At 40.7% G+C, this 16,113-nt stretch carries 16 protein-coding genes; 9 read left to right on the top strand and 7 right to left on the bottom strand.

Annotated features, from left to right (window positions below; genetic code table 11):
* The first annotated feature begins 348 nt into the window (after nucleotides 1-348).
* From ACFX4H_RS10985 to ACFX4H_RS11010, 6 genes are all read left to right on the top strand, one after another.
* A complete protein-coding gene (locus ACFX4H_RS10985) occupies nucleotides 349-519 on the top strand; it encodes a hypothetical protein (RefSeq protein ID WP_241636964.1) in 171 nt (56 codons plus the stop codon).
* The gene (locus tag ACFX4H_RS10990; RefSeq protein ID WP_377435206.1) at nucleotides 512-733 is read left to right on the top strand and encodes a hypothetical protein; all 222 of its coding nucleotides are present in this window, start codon (nucleotides 512-514) and stop codon (nucleotides 731-733) included. Before ACFX4H_RS10985 ends, ACFX4H_RS10990 begins: the two co-directional genes overlap by 8 nt.
* On the top strand, nucleotides 726-947 hold the full coding sequence (locus tag ACFX4H_RS10995) for a hypothetical protein (RefSeq protein WP_377435206.1): 222 nt from the start codon (nucleotides 726-728) through the stop codon (nucleotides 945-947). Before ACFX4H_RS10990 ends, ACFX4H_RS10995 begins: the two co-directional genes overlap by 8 nt.
* Nucleotides 940-1,122 carry a hypothetical protein gene (locus ACFX4H_RS11000; RefSeq protein WP_377435207.1) on the top strand — a complete coding sequence of 61 codons (183 nt, stop codon included), beginning with the start codon at nucleotides 940-942 and terminating at the stop codon, nucleotides 1,120-1,122. Before ACFX4H_RS10995 ends, ACFX4H_RS11000 begins: the two co-directional genes overlap by 8 nt.
* A gap of 112 nt (nucleotides 1,123-1,234) precedes the next feature.
* The gene (locus tag ACFX4H_RS11005; RefSeq protein WP_328138455.1) at nucleotides 1,235-1,912 is read left to right on the top strand and encodes a FadR/GntR family transcriptional regulator; all 678 of its coding nucleotides are present in this window, start codon (nucleotides 1,235-1,237) and stop codon (nucleotides 1,910-1,912) included.
* A gap of 14 nt (nucleotides 1,913-1,926) precedes the next feature.
* A complete protein-coding gene (locus tag ACFX4H_RS11010) occupies nucleotides 1,927-3,153 on the top strand; it encodes a CynX/NimT family MFS transporter (RefSeq protein ID WP_377435209.1) in 1,227 nt (408 codons plus the stop codon).
* 586 nt (nucleotides 3,154-3,739) lie between these two features.
* Here the strand turns inward: ACFX4H_RS11010 and yhbH are convergent.
* Entirely contained in the window at nucleotides 3,740-4,909 is a 1,170-nt protein-coding gene (gene yhbH, locus ACFX4H_RS11015) for a sporulation protein YhbH (protein ID WP_063592001.1), read from the bottom strand.
* Between the two features lie 468 nt (nucleotides 4,910-5,377).
* Nucleotides 5,378-5,557: a hypothetical protein gene (locus ACFX4H_RS11020; RefSeq protein ID WP_034315155.1), complete on the bottom strand. Its 180-nt coding sequence runs from the start codon at nucleotides 5,555-5,557 to the stop codon at nucleotides 5,378-5,380.
* A 118-nt stretch (nucleotides 5,558-5,675) separates the two neighbouring features.
* Between ACFX4H_RS11020 and ACFX4H_RS11025 the strand changes: the two genes are divergently transcribed.
* Nucleotides 5,676-5,885, top strand: coding sequence for a metal ABC transporter ATPase (locus ACFX4H_RS11025; protein WP_034315156.1), 210 nt, complete (start codon nucleotides 5,676-5,678; stop codon nucleotides 5,883-5,885).
* Between the two features lie 210 nt (nucleotides 5,886-6,095).
* On the opposite strand, the gene ACFX4H_RS11030 is transcribed toward ACFX4H_RS11025, so the two are convergent.
* From ACFX4H_RS11030 to ACFX4H_RS11040, 3 genes are all read right to left on the bottom strand, one after another.
* Nucleotides 6,096-7,991, bottom strand: coding sequence for a PrkA family serine protein kinase (locus tag ACFX4H_RS11030; protein ID WP_034315159.1), 1,896 nt, complete (start codon nucleotides 7,989-7,991; stop codon nucleotides 6,096-6,098).
* Nucleotides 7,992-8,490: 499 nt separating this feature from the next.
* The gene (locus ACFX4H_RS11035) at nucleotides 8,491-10,125 is read right to left on the bottom strand and encodes a glutamate/serine transporter AimA (RefSeq protein ID WP_053533903.1); all 1,635 of its coding nucleotides are present in this window, start codon (nucleotides 10,123-10,125) and stop codon (nucleotides 8,491-8,493) included.
* 205 nt (nucleotides 10,126-10,330) lie between these two features.
* Nucleotides 10,331-11,320, bottom strand: coding sequence for a glutaminase (locus tag ACFX4H_RS11040; RefSeq protein WP_134783190.1), 990 nt, complete (start codon nucleotides 11,318-11,320; stop codon nucleotides 10,331-10,333).
* A 435-nt stretch (nucleotides 11,321-11,755) separates the two neighbouring features.
* Between ACFX4H_RS11040 and ACFX4H_RS11045 the strand changes: the two genes are divergently transcribed.
* Nucleotides 11,756-13,018: a sensor histidine kinase gene (locus ACFX4H_RS11045; protein ID WP_034315597.1), complete on the top strand. Its 1,263-nt coding sequence runs from the start codon at nucleotides 11,756-11,758 to the stop codon at nucleotides 13,016-13,018.
* 4 nt (nucleotides 13,019-13,022) lie between these two features.
* Nucleotides 13,023-13,970, top strand: coding sequence for a response regulator (locus tag ACFX4H_RS11050; protein WP_377435210.1), 948 nt, complete (start codon nucleotides 13,023-13,025; stop codon nucleotides 13,968-13,970).
* 82 nt (nucleotides 13,971-14,052) lie between these two features.
* On the opposite strand, the gene ACFX4H_RS11055 is transcribed toward ACFX4H_RS11050, so the two are convergent.
* Together ACFX4H_RS11055 and ACFX4H_RS11060 are read right to left on the bottom strand one after the other, a co-directional pair.
* Nucleotides 14,053-15,060 (bottom strand): FecCD family ABC transporter permease, encoded by a 1,008-nt coding sequence (locus ACFX4H_RS11055; protein ID WP_057275625.1) that lies wholly within the window; start codon nucleotides 15,058-15,060, stop codon nucleotides 14,053-14,055.
* The gene (locus ACFX4H_RS11060; RefSeq protein ID WP_034315169.1) at nucleotides 15,057-16,067 is read right to left on the bottom strand and encodes a FecCD family ABC transporter permease; all 1,011 of its coding nucleotides are present in this window, start codon (nucleotides 16,065-16,067) and stop codon (nucleotides 15,057-15,059) included. The genes ACFX4H_RS11055 and ACFX4H_RS11060 overlap by 4 nt, the downstream gene beginning before the upstream one ends.
* Between the last annotated feature and the right edge of the window lie 46 nt (nucleotides 16,068-16,113).

Below are 16,113 nucleotides of genomic sequence, written 5' to 3' on the forward strand. Positions count from 1 at the left end.
GGGATTTCAGACTGAAAGCAAACTCGATGAAAGTCGGGTTTGCCTTCAGTCTTTTTAGTGTCAGTACAGATTGGACGTTGATTTCCACTCAAGAAACTCGCTTACCGCGGGCGGTCCGGAAGTCCCCTCGGCGCCTTTGCGCCTGCGGGGTCTCCCTTGTACTCGCTTTTCCCGCAGGAGTCTCGAACACCCGCTCCAATCAACTGGAATGTTGTTTTAAAACTATAGACCACCTGGCGTTTAGTTTAAATTTGTCTATAGTCTGAAGGTTGCATCAATAGATATGGTCTCACCCCTAACCATGATTTCAAAACAAACTTGGGTTACCCCTTTGAGGATGCCTTTGGATTGAAGAAATTTGCGACACCCCCGCCGAATAACTGGCTAGCCGAGACCCCGCAGGCGCTTGCGCCGTGGAGGCTTGGCAGACAGTCGGCGGAAAGGGAGCGGATTTCTGAAATCGACTGCAATTTTTTCAAAGAAAAACTGAGAGTTGGCCTCATCCCGAAGCATGTTTAAGATTAGTTTATCCTTCATGCTTTTTCCTGTAATCCTTATTGGATTGAAGAAATTTGCGACACTCCTGCCGAATAACTGGCTAGTCGAGACCCCGCAGGCGCTTGCGCCGAGGAGGCTTGGCAGACAGTCGGCGGAAAGGGAGCGGATTTCTGAAATCGACTGCAATTTTTTCAAAGAAAAACTGAGAGTTGGCCTCATCCCGAAGCATGTTTAAGATTAGTTTATCCTTCATGCTTTTTCCTGTAATCCTTATTGGATTGAAGAAATTTGCGACACTCCTGCCGAATAACTGGCTAGTCGAGACCCCGCAGGCGCTTGCGCCGAGGAGGCTTGGCAGACAGTCGGCGGAAAGGGAGCGGATTTCTGAAATCGACTGCAATTTTTTCAAAGAAAAACTGAGAGTTGGCCTCATCCCGAAGCATGTTTAAGATTAGTTTATCCTTCATGCTTTTTCCTGTAATCCTTATTGGATTGAAGAAATTTGCGACACTCCTGCCGAATAACTGGCTAGTCGAGACCCCGCAGGCGCTTGCGCTGAGGAGGCTTGGCAGACAGTCGGCGGAAAGGGAGCGGATTTCTGAAATCGACTGCAATTTTTTCTAAAGAATAAAAAGGAAACAAATTTGGATTTAAAATACTCCTTATACCCATTTTCAACATACATATGTTAAGATAACCAATGAACCAATCATCCTACAAATTAGAGGTGTATATCTTGACCATATCCAAAACAAATCGCTTATCACTTGTGGAGCAGGTGGTTTCCCAAATCGAATCGTTAATCGTATCAGGTGAATGGAAAATAGGAAATCAAATTCCCCCTGAAATGGATTTGATCCAACAGTTCGATGTAAGCAGAAATACATTAAGGGAAGCTGTACGATCACTTGTTTACGCAGGGCTTTTAGTAACGAAACAAGGAAAGGGGACATTCGTAAGGTCATCAAGTGCCCTGGGGGCAGCATTTGAAAGAAGGATCCAGCAGTCAAGTATATTAGAAACGTTAGAGGTCCGTCATGCCCTTGAAAGAGAAGGAGCTCAGTTGGCGGCATTAAGACGTAATCAAGAAGATATAGAACAATTGCGGTTTCATATATCAGCCTGCTGTAGAGCTGCCGAAGCAAAGGATATCAAGGCCTACGAAGAAGCGGATATACAGTTACATAAATCGATTATGGTTTCATCACATAATGATTTATTGATTGATTTGTACGAACATATGGAACACTCCCTGCATGAATCCATCCATCAGATAGTGGAGATGAGTTCTGATGTGAACTTTCATTTGAACATTCATTGCAAACTTGTGGATGCCATCATCGAACAAGATGTGAACCGGGCAATCGAAACAGTGAATGAATACATTGCACAATTCAAAAAATCTTTAGAGTAAGTAAGGAGGAGATTATGGGCATTCATCAAGCGGCAAATCAACTAGAACAAAGAAAAGTGGATATTAAACCCAGATTAGGACTGCTCATCATCGGAATCATTCTTCTTGGGGCAAATCTGAGGGCTCCCTTAACATCGGTTGGACCCCTTGTCACTTCGATCCGTGATAACTTGGGGATTTCCAATACATTATCAGGTTCATTAACGACATTGCCTTTGCTTTCCTTCGCTTTATTATCACCGTTTGCACCTAGGATAGCACGGCGTTTTGGAATGGAGCTTACACTTTTCCTTTCCTTGGTATTATTAACGATCGGAATTGGGATACGCTCAGTTGGCGGAGTGCCGACATTGTTCATAGGGACCATTTTAATCGGGTTAGCCATTGCAATAGGCAATGTTTTGTTACCCAGTCTGATTAAACATAACTTTGCCAGGAACATCGGTTTGATGACAGGAACCTATGCTGTTTCCATGAATTTATGCGGCGCAATAGGTTCTGGGATCAGCAATCCCCTTGCTTCTTCATCCGGATTGGGATGGGCTGGTGCCCTTGGATGTTGGGGGATTTTATCACTTATTACAGTTTTCTTATGGATGCCGCAATTAAGACGGCCATTCAACTCAGGTAAGGATGTACAAACGGCGCAAAAGGATAAAAAGATTAACTTATGGCGTTCTGGTTTAGCCTGGCAGATTACATTCTTCATGGGTTTGCAATCGTTTATTTTCTATACAGTAATTACCTGGATGCCTGAAATCCTGGAGCAAAAAGGCCTGAATGCTGATGAAGCTGGCTGGATGCTTTCCATCATGCAGCTTGCAGTCATTCCCATAACATTCCTTGTGCCAATTTTAGCTGGACGCTTACAAAGTCAGCGTCTGTTAGTGGTCCCGCCTGTCATCTTCCTTATATCAGGGATATTCGGAATATTATCCGGAAGCACTCTCTTCATCCCAGTATGCATGATATTGATTGGGATTGGAGTCGGAACCATATTCAGTTTATCGATGATGTTCTTTAGTCTTCGAACACAAAGCACCCATGAAGCGACGGAATTATCAGGAATGGCACAATCATTCGGGTACCTTTTAGCTGCCATTGGACCGGTATTATTCGGATTGCTTCATGACATTACACACAGCTGGACTCTTCCCTTACTGATGTTGGCCGCTATATCGGCACTTATTTTCATTGTTGGAATGCGTGCAGGAAATAATGAATATGTAACGACTCAATAAAGCCAGTAAAGGTATAAAAGGTTCTAAACGGCAATGGCCCCGGTATTGTACCGGGGCCATTTACATACCAGCCACTAATAACGGTACGACATGTTCCCATTCCGTGATTTTAATTTCGAATAAGTAGAGAGTGGTCTTTGGTTTAAAGTCTTTGGTTTAAATAGAGAAGGAATATATGGCGTTCTCGCTTCTCGCTTAGGTCATTTCGCGGCTCCCTTATCTTTAGTAAAAATTATCAACCTCAAACTCTGTCAGATAAGAAAGTTTCACCTTCTCCATTTGGAGAAAAAGAAATGACCTAGGCTTAGAAGAGGTAAGTTTATTTGCTGCATATTACGGATCATTATCATTGGGGTAAAGTACAAAGTGATTCCGATAACTCATTTACATTCTTTGACCCTCGCTCAATATCCGAATGATGTGCATGCGAAAAAGCCATTGCTTAATGTTGAGCAATGGCCTTTGTGTATTTCCTTAACACGAGATAAAACTGAATATTCCGAAAAAGTAGTCCGATGTGAACCGTACGCCTTTTTACCTTCAACTATATTGAATTGAAAAAAAATTACTCTCCACTCTTCCTATTTTAAGCATACTTCTTACTTTCCTCATCTTTAAAAAAGCTCTTCATTGCATGGAAAACATCAGCCTTTTGCTTAAGGATATAGTACCTGAATTTTTCATTATCGATGTTCTTATAAGCTGTCATCAATGTCGAATGGCGATTGTATTGATTGACTTCCCCGTATCCGAACATATTGGAAACCTTCATGAGTTCTTCAACAAGCTTAACGCATCGGACGTTATCGGATGTTAGGTTATCACCATCGGAAAAGTGAAACGGATAGATATTAAACTTCGCAGGGTCATATTTATGATCAATAAGTTCTAATGCTTTTCGGTATACGGACGAACAAATCGTACCGCCGCTTTCCCCTTTTGAAAAGAAATCCTCTTCCGGAACGACTTTCGCTTCTGTATGATGGGCAATGAACTCGATTTCCACGGTCTCATATTTTGTCCGCAAGAAACGGTTCATCCAAAAGAAAAAGCTTCGAGCCATATATTTTTCCCATAACCCCATACTTCCGGAAGTATCCATCATTGCCAGTACAACTGCTTTGGAATCAGGTTTCTGAACCTCATTCCAGGTTTTGAATTTAAAGTCTTCCTTATAAATAGGGTGAAAACCGGGGTGCCCCCTTAAGGCGTTCCGTTTGAAAGCGGATATCATCGTTTTCTTTTTATCGATATTTCCCATTAGGCCTGTCTTGCGAATGTCGTTGAATTCAATATGTTCAAGAGTGTGCTCCGCATGTTCTTTCTTCTGAAGATTAGGGAGTTCCAGTTGACTGAACAGGGCCTCCTCCAATTCCATCATCGACACTTCGGCTTCATAATAATCCTCGCCGGCCTTGTCACCTGCACCTTGGCCCTTACCGGCTCCGGCATCGGACGGTGAGCCATCCCTTGCGACTACATCCCCCACTTTACTGTCTCCATCGCCTTGCCCTACATGTTTGTTCTTATCATAGTTATAACGAATTTTGTATTCATCCAAGGAGCGAATGGGGATCTTGATGACATCCCGGCCATTGGACATTACGATGCTTTCTTCTGAAATTAGATCAGGCAAATTATTCTTGATCGCTTCCTGCACCTTTTCCTGATGGCGTTGTTGATCATCATAGCCTTTCCGATGGAGGGTCCAATTTTCCTGTGAGATTACATACTGTTGATTACTCTCTTCCGACATTCTCTTCCCCCCTTAAAAATGTTTGCACGCTTTTCATCATTCCTTCATATAATAAGTTAGTGTGGGAATGCCCACATCATTCCGGTTTTCCATTGAAAAATACAGTGCGAAAAAACGGATGAAAAGAAAAGTATTACTCTATCTTATGCAGCGACGCAGGATAATTTACAACAAAATTAATAATGGATGTTTGCCCATGAACTAGACAAGTCCTGACAGGGCCGTTAAAGCCCTTTAAGGTTATTTCTAAATAAGGAATATAACAAAACGAACAGACCTGATGATTTTCAGGTCTGTTCGTTTTTTCATTCATCGGTAATAGGATCGCTTTAAGCCAGAAGTAATGGAGCAGCAAAAGACTCCCAGGACATTTTAAAGAAAGCAATGGAACACAACAAAAAGGGTGTCCCAGCAGTTTTTCTGGACACCCCTTTTACACAGATAGAATGATTCTGGTTGTGGTATTCGTCAATCCTTCTCTTCCTCTATTTCATGTTGAACTGTACCTGGGCGTTTATCCCACTCTTTCAATTCTTCATTCGTCCTTTGATTTTCCATCTGCTTTCCAAGTTCTTTCATCTCTTCATAATCCTTAGCCATGGAGCTATTTTCCGGTACATGTTCTTTTTTCAGTTCCTCTTTGCTCATTTGCCATCACCTCTACTTATAGATACCCAATATTACCAAATCCGAAACGTAACATATCTAATGGAAATATGGGGTATAGATAAAACATTATGAGCAAATGTAAGGAGGTGCAAGATCTATGCAAACAACTACCCTTTATGTAAAGGAAGCAACGTCAGAAGGCCCTATTTTAAATCTGGAGTCCATACTTTTGAAAACGGAAGGAGTGGAACGTGCGATCATCGATGTTGATGATGGGGAAATTAAAATTGACCATAGCGAAGAAAAACTATCACCGAATCAACTTATTACACTTATTGAACAGTATGGCTTGAATGTAACTAAATAGAAATCAATAGCACCGGGTTTCCTTCATTCAGAAGGGCCTGGTGCTTTGTTGGGTTATAATCTCCCATGCCTACTATAATCAACGTTTTAAAAAGATTCATGATTTCAATAGAAGTCCTGGATTTCCTCTAATCCACCTTTCATTCATCCAACCTTCCGTAAACGGTAATAAACCCCTGCCCGATAGGGGGCAGGAGCAAAAAATTATGGATTACCGATTTAACAAGCTGCCCACATAGCGCAGCAAATCATTGGCTGAAGTCGAATTATATCCGTGCTCGTCTATAAGTCTCGTGATGACCTCGTTCACTTTCTTCAGTTGCCTTTCGTCTGGTGTCTTCGTTGAAGTGGTGATCTTAACGACATCCTTCAAATCAGCGAATAGTTTTTTCTGGATCGCTTCCCGTAAACGATCGTGGGAATTATAATCAAATCGCTTCCCTTTACGGGCATATGCTGAAATTCGAATCAATATTTCTTCGCGGAATGCTTTTTTTGCATTCTCGGAAATTCCAATTTGCTCTTCTATCGAGCGCATCAATTTTTCATCTGGGTTGATTTCTTCTCCAGTCAATGGATCGCGCAGCCTTGATTTATTGCAGTATGCTTCGACATTATCCAGATAATTATCCATGAGGATTTTCGCCGACTCTTCATATGAATATACAAAAGCTTTTTGCACTTCATTTTTTGCAATGGCATCGTATTCTTTACGTGCCAGTGAAATGAAATTTAAATACCGCTCCCGGAGTTCGTTCGTAATGGACGGATGCTGGTCAAGACCTGCTTTTAATGACATAAGTACATCCAATGCATTAATGGACGGATTCTCCTTACGTATGATCGTAGAGGAAATCCGGTTAATTACGTAACGCGGGTCGATTCCGCTCATGCCTTCGTCCTGATATTCTTTTTTCAATTCATTGATGTCTGCGGAATTAAATCCTTCAACATTTTCCCCATCATAAAGCCTCATCTTTTTCACTAAATCGATATCGCCCTTTTTGGGATCTTTCAGGCGGGTCATGATGCTGAAGATTGCCGCCACCCTTAATGTATGCGGGGCTATATGAACATCCGAGACATCACTTTCACGAATCATTTTTTCATAAATCTTCTCTTCCTCGGTAACCTTCAAGTTATATGGAATAGGCATGACAATGATACGGGAATGCAATGCTTCATTTTTCTTGTTGGAAATGAACGCTTTATACTCCGTTTCATTCGTATGAGCCACAATGAGTTCATCTGCACTGATCAATGCAAAACGGCCAGCTTTAAAATTCCCCTCTTGTGTCAATGATAGCAAATGCCATAAGAATTTCTCATCACATTTCAGCATCTCCTGGAACTCCATCATCCCGCGGTTCGCCTTGTTCAGCTCGCCATCAAAGCGATAGGCACGCGGATCTGATTCAGAACCGTATTCGGCAATGGTCGAAAAATCGATGCTGCCCGTCAAATCAGCAATATCCTGTGACTTAGGATCAGAAGGACTGAATGTTCCAATTCCAACACGCTTATCCTCCGAAAGGAAAATACGTTCGACCATAACATCTTCAATCCTGCTTCCATACTCCTGTTCTAACCTCATTACATTCAGCGGCGAAAGATTTCCTTCAATCCTGATGCCATATTCTTCAAAGAAATCATCCCGTAAATACTGCGGAATGAGATGCAGTGGATCTTCATGCATCGGGCATCCTTTTATTGCATAAATCGCACCAGAGTCTTTTAACGAATAATTTTCAAGTCCACGCTTCAGTAAAGAAACGAGTGTGGACTTCCCACCTGACACCGGACCCATGAGAAGCAATATCCGCTTACGGACATCCAGCCGCTTTGCTGCCGGATGGAAATATTCCTCGATGAGCCTTTCCAGTGAATCTTCTAGGCCAAATAACTGACCGCTGAAAAAATTGTATTTCTTTGTCCCATTTACTTCTTCTATCCCTGCATCTCTGATCATGTTGTATACACGTGAATGAGCAGATTGAGCAACTAAAGGCGTTTCTTTCAATATTTCTAAGTACTCTGCGAAGGTGCCTTCCCACTTCAGCTTCTGTTCATCTTCTCTAAATTTTTCGATTTTCTTTAAAATATCCATTAAGGAACCTCCCCCTGTCACTTTCAGAGAATACTTAAATCTATGCTCCAAGTCTGACAAACATGTCAGACTTTAAAAAGTGGACGGACATTGTTTCGAATCCCCCTTGACTCTCCATGTATCGAAAAGGGCTTAATCATTGAGAATTGATGACAAATATGCTGACAAGAAAATTTGTGTGCACTCCTGCTAAAAATTAGGGTATACTAAGCCTATACTTAAGTGGGACAATATGGGTAAAGGGAGGTCACAACATGGGCACAGTTATTATCGTTGGAGTTGCTGTAACATTTTTAGCCGCTATCTTCACTGCCGGATATGACGATAAACCAGGTGTGAAATAAAAAATAACAGCCTTTTCTAAAACTCCAAAAAAAGGGACAGCAAATTAAATTTGCCGTCCCCTTTTTGAATCCTCATCTATATATAAATATAGAAGCACTTTCGAAGTCATTCACGAATGGCTTATTGAGCATGCCAATCGAATAGGCTTCATCATTTATACAGCGTTCTTTTTATCAGTTTGAGCTGCAACGTTGTTCTCCATCGATCTCAAGTCATCATTTACTTTTTGTCCTTGTTCCAAATATTCCGTTTGGAAACCACTCTTTATTGCCCAACTATAAAACATTAGTGATAAACATGTAATGATGACCATATCCAAACCAAATGGGATTATGTTTAGTCCACCAAACCTTTCACTGCCTAAGTATGAAATGGTCATCATACAGAGTAAGTAAACAACCATCCAAAGCCCTGCTGAAAAGTTTTGGCGGAATCCCTTCCATTTTATTTTTGATTGATAATAGAAATAAACGGGAAGACCAGCCATAATGATAAATAATACTTGACCTGTCAGCGGCCATCTTGCCCAATATAGAACCAAAGAAGCAAAAACAAAGCCCAGTGGTGCAATGATGCTTAATCCTTTTAGACGTAATGGTCTGTACAAGTTCTGACCTGTGCGTCTTAATGTCATAACAGTAACTGGACCTGTAATATAAGAGACTAACGTTGCAACTGAAATAACCTCTGCCAATACGCCCCAGCCTCTAAACATGAATAAAAATAAGAAAGATACGCCTAGATTAAAAAACATGGCTTGACGCGGGATACCATAAAGAGGATGCAGTTTTCCAAACACGCTTGGTAAATATTTATTCTTTTCCATTCCATAAAGCATTCGTGACGTTGTCGCCGTGTATGTTATTCCTGTCCCCGAAGGAGAAATAAAAGCATCTACGTATAGTAAAATAACCAACCAGTTTATGCCTAAAACAATTGCTAAGTCAGCAAACGGTGAATTGAAATTCAAATGTTGCCATCCATTCACAATCATGGACGGGTCAACGGCTCCAATAAACGCAACCTGTAATAATACGTAGATGACCGTTGCAATTAAAATGGAGCCAATTACTGCAATTGGTATCGAACGTCCAGGATTTTTTGCCTCACCAGCCATGTTAATTGGACTTTGAAAACCGTTAAATGCAAAGATGATACCAGAAGTTGCTACAGCAGTAAGTACACTTGCCCAACCATTAGGAGCGATACTTCCTGCAGATGTAAAATTGGATGCATGAAACCCGGCAAATAAAAGTGAGCCAATCGTAAGTCCTGGAATAATAATCTTAAAGACTGTAATGAATGAATTAGCTTTCGAAAACAAACTGACTGTCCAGTAATTTAATAAAAAGTAGACGATCAGCAATACAGAGGCAATTGCCAAGCCTCCCCCAGTAAGACTTCCATTTTCTACTAAACCGTGTGTCCAGCGTGCCCATTCCCATGGCCATGAGCTCATATATTGAACAGAAGCAATCGCTTCAACTGGAATTACGGAAACGATTGCAATCCAGTTTGCCCAGCCTGCAATAAACCCTAAAAAAGACCCATGAGAGTACTGCGTGTATTTTACCATTCCCCCAGCTTCAGGAAACATAGACCCTAATTCACTGTAAGATAGTGCGATAAATAAAATAACAACCATCCCGATAATCCAAGAGATAATGGCAGCGGGTCCTGCAATCTGTGCCGCTCTCCAAGCTCCGAATAACCAACCTGAGCCAATAATTGACCCGAGTCCTACCATCATTAACGAAAATGTCCCCATCTTTCGCTGCATATTATTCATACATTTTTCACCATGCTTTCCAAAATTATTCTTTACATTTAAAAGTAACTGGATTAATGATTTGTGCTAGTGCGTCCAATTACATCTTAAAGTAATTGCTGCATTTACATCACCTCTTGTAAAAGTTTGAAAATGGATGAGGAAATCTTAAGGATGTCCCCTTATTGCTTCTATTAATTACACCGGAACCAAATTTTTCCGCATTTCAGAAAATACTTAAATCCCATTCTTGTGCCATTTGTTTCAATAACAAACTGCCTGCTACGCTATTCCCATATTCATCGATGGCTGGTCCATAAATACCAATGCCGCATCCATCTTGAAAAGGCATTTCGCTTCTGGCACTTGGAGGAACTAGTGCCATAATCCCGCCAGATACTCCACTTTTGGCCGGCACCCCAATAAATGCCGCAAATTTCCCCGAAGCATTGTACATACCGCAAGTAAGCATCAATGCTTTGGCCAGCTTAGCCACTTTTTTAGGGATTACTTGTTCTTTACGAACGGGATGGTAACCATCTTGAGCGAGAATCAGTCCAAGCAGGGCTATGTCTTCTGTGGTCACTTCTATGGAACATTGCATGAGGTAAACCTCTAAAGCTTCCTCTACTTCCGATTCCAAATAATTAGTCTCTTTCAAATAGTGAGCCAAAGCTCTATTTCTATGAGAGGTTTGCCACTCAGATTGATACACTTCCTCATTGATGGTCGGGCGCTTCCCTAACAAATTTTCAAATAGCTCATAGAGAAATTCCAATTTCTTATGTGAAGAATCCCCTGGGAGAAGCGAAGCTACGGTAATCGCCCCGGCATTTATCATAGGATTGAACGGCTTTCCCGGCTTATGCATTTCTAAACGAATAATTGAATTGAAAGCATCTCCTGTCGGTTCCACATCGACCCTATCTAACACATAAGAAATGCCGCGACCCAGACATGCGGCAATAAAGCTAAGCACTTTTGAAATACTTTGCAGCGTGAAAGGAACATCCCAATCCCCTGACTTGATCATTGTTCCACCCGGCTCCAGTATGGTAATGCCCAATTGCGATAAATGTGCATTTCTCAATGCCGGTATATAATTAGCGGTTTGTCCTTCAATGGCAAAGGATCTGTAATGTGCTACCCATTCATCTAAGTCGGATTTTCTTTGACTATTAACGTGAATGTCATACTCTTTTGACAATTCTTCAATCACATTCTTCCACCTCTTCAGTTGTTGTATCATTATATTTTCTATATGAACGTTTTACCGAATGCCATCAAGCTTACATGTAATAGATTCGATGAAAAAATAATGAATATTCTAAAAATTGTTAAGCGCTTTCAAAAATTTCTTTCTGCCATTAATTTTAAATTGGGAACTACATAATCATACGAAAACCTACAAAATCTAAAAAATAAAAATCCACTAAAAAACGTGATCATCTCACATGTCCCGTTACCATTTTTTGTGGATAGAAAAAAAAATTGGTTTCGCCATAATTGATTATAAGCCGTTCTATTCAGGAACAAAGTAAGCGTTGTATTGAAGCCGATGAAACTGTATACTGATTTTTTAAACAAATTAGGAGGTGATGACTTGTATCTCAGTTCATTAATGAAAAAAGAGGTCTATGTCCTTGCTTTGATGTTGTTAACAGTGCCATTAGCAGGCGAATTGAGTTTTTATCCTTTCAATGAGACGTTTCGGGTAAGTTTTGGTGTGCCTGCATTTTTCTTCTTTTTACTATTATTACAAAAAACGCCTGCCATATTTTCGGGCATCTTGACAGGAACAATGGTTGTGATATTTCGCATTCTAATCGACTTTTTCATGCAGGATAATTTCTCCTGGATTTCCGCTTTTCACGCTCATTATCCTAGTTTTTTCTTTTATTTTACCTATTCCGTTCTATTCTATTTTGCGAAAATCAACCGCTTTCAAAGCCGAACTTTGATTATTGGATTTATTGGTCTCATTATCGAAATATTGTCCGACTCCGTAGAATTAATCTTTCAATATATTGTGTTGGAAACAACGATTACGTTTGGTTCACTAAATGAGATGATCGTGATCGCATTCGGCCACAGTTTTATCGTTTTGAGCTTTTTTAATATGATGAAACTTTATGAAGCACAATCAAGGGAGAGGCAAATCAGAAAACAAAATGAACATATGCTGATGCTCATTTCCAATTTATACGAGGAAACGATTCATTTAAAAAAAACATTAAAAAATGCTGAGAATATTACAAAGAAATCATATGATTTGTATCGCGAATTAAAAGCATTGGAAAAAAGGGAAAAGCAACTTCATGATCTTACAGAGCCATATAGTCAAAAAGCATTACGCATCGCGGGTGAAATGCATGAAGTCAAGAAAGATAATCAAAGGATTTTTGCTGGTCTCTCCAAATTGATCTCCAATGAGAGTTTTAAAGATTATATGAATGCTGCTGAACTTTTTTATTTAATTATCCGAATTAATGAAAAATATGCCTTATCATTAGGAAAAGACATTCAATTTGAATACTCATTGGAAGGAAAAAACGATTCACCTTATCATGTATATACCGTGTTATCTCTTTTCAATAATTTAGTCGCCAATGCAGTGGAAGCAATTAAAGAAAAGGGAATCGTCCGTTTAAGTTTGTTTGAAATTAGTGACAATGTAGAATTTAAAGTTGCTGATACCGGACCTGGAATTCCTCAAAAATATCAGACTGTCATATTCAAACCTGGTTTCACATCAAAGTATGATCAGTTCGGGACACCTTCAACAGGGATTGGACTCTCATATGTTAAAGAAGTCGTGAAAGAACTGGGAGGGGATATCCTATTTGAGAATAGTTTTAATGGCGCTGTTTTTTCAATAAAGTTACCAATCCAGAAGTTGATTCAGAAAGGGTGATTCCATGCGTTTTTTTATAACAGATGATGATTGTGCCATACGTTCAAACCTAAGCCAAATTATAGAAAACGAAGATTTAGGTGAAGTGGTGGAGGAAGCGGAAGATGGCAGTCTATTAGAAGGACATATTTTGAATTTAAAACAAATTGATATATTATTTATTGATTTATTAATGCCCATCCGGGATGGCATTGAGACACTTCGCCATATAAAAAGTACATTTAACGGGAAAATAATAATGATTTCGCAGGTTGAATCCAAAGAGTTGATTGGCGAGGCATACTCACTTGGAATCGATTATTATATTACTAAACCAATCAATCGGATTGAGATATTGACAGTCATTCGAAAAGTTATGGAACGCATCCATTTAGAAAGATCGATCACTAATATCCAAGCCTCTTTAAATAGTGTATTGAGCTTTGAACAGCCAAAAGTTGATAATTCCAATAGCTTTAATGAAAAAAGTATAAGGGAGGTGGGTGAATTCCTTTTATCGGAATTAGGGGTCGTTGGAGAAAATGGCTCAAAAGATTTAATGGAAATGCTTCAGTATTTATTTATGTATGAACGGACTTTTACATTTGGAAAGCAATTCCCCACCCTTAAAGAAATCTTTGTAGAAATCACCAAAAAAAAGCTCGGAACAGCAGCTCTGCCGGTTGATATCAATCGGGAAATAAAAGCTGCCGAACAGAGAATACGCAGAACGATTAACCATTCGTTAAATCATTTCGCTTCGCTAGGTTTAACGGATTTTTCGAATCCGAAGTTTGAAAATTACGCTTCCAAATTTTTCGATTTCACAGTCGTTCGCCAAAAGATGAAAGAACTGCAAAATGATTCAAAAATAGTTCTTACACCTACCCGGGTAAATACAAAAAAGTTTATTCAAGTATTTTATTTCGAAGCGAAACGATTGAATCCTGATGAAATAAATAGATATAGATAATACATGATTAAATACGAAAAATTACGGAAGAACCAAAAAACATAAAATCCCCTGAATGATTTCAAGGGATTTTAACAATATCTTATTTTTTCAACAATAAATACATGAAATAAGGTGCACCGATCAATGCAACCATGATACCTGCGGGAATCCCCTCGGGTTCAATTATATTTCGGCCTATCGTATCGGCAAGCAGCAATAGCCACCCACCGATTAAAATGGCAACCGGAATGAATAGTTGATTTCGAGGTCCTACCAAGGATTTTGCTATATGCGGGGACATAAGTCCAATGAATGCAATTCCGCCTGTAACAGAAACGGCAGCCGCTGCCAGTGCCACAGCCGTGATCAGCAGTACGATCCGCTCCTTTTCAATCGATACACCGACCCCAATTGCGACCGGTTCACTTAAACCAAGCAGATTCAAACGATTTGCTTTATATAAGGTGAATGGAATGAGGATGACTAACCATGGAATGATTGCCCAAATGAAAGGCCAATCCGTGCCCCATATATTTCCTGCCAACCATTTTGCGATGAAATCGACCTTCGCTCGTTCCGCTGACGAAATGAGGACAATCATCAGGCCTGAAAGCGCCATTGAAAAACCTACGCCGATCAACACTAACCGGACGGGTTCAAGTCCACTCTTCCTCTTGTATGAGAGGATATATATTAAACAGGCCGTCAGTAACGCTCCGATAAAACCAACAAGCGGAACCATATAAACAAAAGAACCAGCGTCAAGCGGGAAAAACAAAAAGAATGCGGCAATGGCAACACCTGCTCCTGAGTTGATCCCGATGATTCCGGGATCGGCTAAATCATTACGTGTGATCCCTTGTAGAATGGCTCCCGACAGTGCAAGGGCCATGCCTGCTAAAAGGGTGATGATGATACGCGGTAAGCGGACGGAAAATAATATGAATTCCTCTTTAAACGTCCCTTGCCCGAAGAGCGTTGGAAACAGTCGTCCTATAGAAAGATTGGAATACCCCGAACACGTCCCTATAATGATCGTAATGATGATGAGTGCACTCAATGCACCTATTATCCAACGCTGTTTTTTGACTAAAGCTGACTGTATCATGAAAATGCTTTACCTCCTTTACGCACGATTAGGAGGAAGAAAGGTAAACCTATCATCGCAACAACCGCTACCACAGGTGTTTCATATGGAGAATTGATCGTACGGCCGATCGTATCGGCAAGCAGCATGAAAGTGGCTCCCAAAATCGCAGACATAGGGAGGATGAATCGATAATCCGTACCCACGATAGCCCGAACGATATGTGGGACCATTAACCCGATGAACACCATATTTCCGACAAGCGCAACGGCAGCCCCTGCCAGGAGAATGATGACCACGAAGAGAACCGCCTTTATCTGTGTTGTCTTTTGCCCTAAGCCTACGGCCACTTCTTCACTTAAACTAAGTATGGTGAGCTGTCTGGAAAAGATAAGGGAGATGAGGATGCCCATTAAAATGAACGGAACGATTACACGAAGCTGCTCCCATGAAGTTCCGATATTCCCGCCAGCCGTCCACATCGATACATCTTTTGATACCTTGAAATATATGCCGACCCCTTGCGAAACGGCAAATAGGAATGCAGAGACTGCAGCACCAGCCAAAACGATCCGCAAAGGTGAAAATCCTCCCTTTTTCATCGTACCGATTCCGAAAACCATGGTTGCCCCGACAGCGGAACCTATAAAACACGCAATCATGATCCCTAAATTATTAGCATTTGGAATGAATGCCAAAGTGATGGCGAGACCTGCATTGGCTCCAGCCGTCAATCCAAGCAATCCGGGATCGGCAAGTGGATTTCTTGTCATTCCCTGCATGATGGCCCCAGAAACGGCAAGGGCTGCACCCACAAAGATTGCCCCCACTTCACGAGGGAAGCGGATTTCCCGAATGATTGAAATCTTTTCACCGACAGCATTTGATGTCAGTGCTTGCCAGACGTCTTTAACGGTAACATCAGCCGCACCAAATGCCATTGAAATAATGAACATGCCTATAAAGGCGACGATCGCTATGATCAGTTTACTTATAAATGGGATGAAACGTTGATTTTCATTAGTCATCTGTCTCTCTCATTTCTTTTTTTATAGAATAAAAGGAGAGGAATTG

The organism is Peribacillus sp. YIM B13477 (genome assembly GCF_042787955.1).
Classification (GTDB): domain Bacteria; phylum Bacillota; class Bacilli; order Bacillales; family DSM-1321; genus Peribacillus; species Peribacillus frigoritolerans.

Excerpts from the sequence above, each read along its gene's own strand:
- ACFX4H_RS10990 (WP_377435206.1), top strand. The coding sequence starts at position 512 with ATGTTTAAGATTAGTTTATCCTTCATGCTTTTTCCTGTAATCCTTATT.
- ACFX4H_RS10995 (WP_377435206.1), top strand. The coding sequence starts at position 726 with ATGTTTAAGATTAGTTTATCCTTCATGCTTTTTCCTGTAATCCTTATT.
- ACFX4H_RS11000 (WP_377435207.1), top strand. The coding sequence starts at position 940 with ATGTTTAAGATTAGTTTATCCTTCATGCTTTTTCCTGTAATCCTTATT.
- ACFX4H_RS11010 (WP_377435209.1), top strand. The coding sequence starts at position 1,927 with ATGGGCATTCATCAAGCGGCAAATCAACTAGAACAAAGAAAAGTGGAT.
- yhbH (WP_063592001.1), bottom strand. The coding sequence starts at position 4,909 with ATGTCGGAAGAGAGTAATCAACAGTATGTAATCTCACAGGAAAATTGG.
- ACFX4H_RS11020 (WP_034315155.1), bottom strand. The coding sequence starts at position 5,557 with ATGAGCAAAGAGGAACTGAAAAAAGAACATGTACCGGAAAATAGCTCC.
- ACFX4H_RS11025 (WP_034315156.1), top strand. The coding sequence starts at position 5,676 with ATGCAAACAACTACCCTTTATGTAAAGGAAGCAACGTCAGAAGGCCCT.
- ACFX4H_RS11030 (WP_034315159.1), bottom strand. The coding sequence starts at position 7,991 with ATGGATATTTTAAAGAAAATCGAAAAATTTAGAGAAGATGAACAGAAG.
- ACFX4H_RS11035 (WP_053533903.1), bottom strand. The coding sequence starts at position 10,125 with ATGAATAATATGCAGCGAAAGATGGGGACATTTTCGTTAATGATGGTA.
- ACFX4H_RS11045 (WP_034315597.1), top strand. The coding sequence starts at position 11,756 with ATGTTGTTAACAGTGCCATTAGCAGGCGAATTGAGTTTTTATCCTTTC.
- ACFX4H_RS11050 (WP_377435210.1), top strand. The coding sequence starts at position 13,023 with ATGCGTTTTTTTATAACAGATGATGATTGTGCCATACGTTCAAACCTA.
- ACFX4H_RS11055 (WP_057275625.1), bottom strand. The coding sequence starts at position 15,060 with ATGATACAGTCAGCTTTAGTCAAAAAACAGCGTTGGATAATAGGTGCA.
- ACFX4H_RS11060 (WP_034315169.1), bottom strand. The coding sequence starts at position 16,067 with ATGACTAATGAAAATCAACGTTTCATCCCATTTATAAGTAAACTGATC.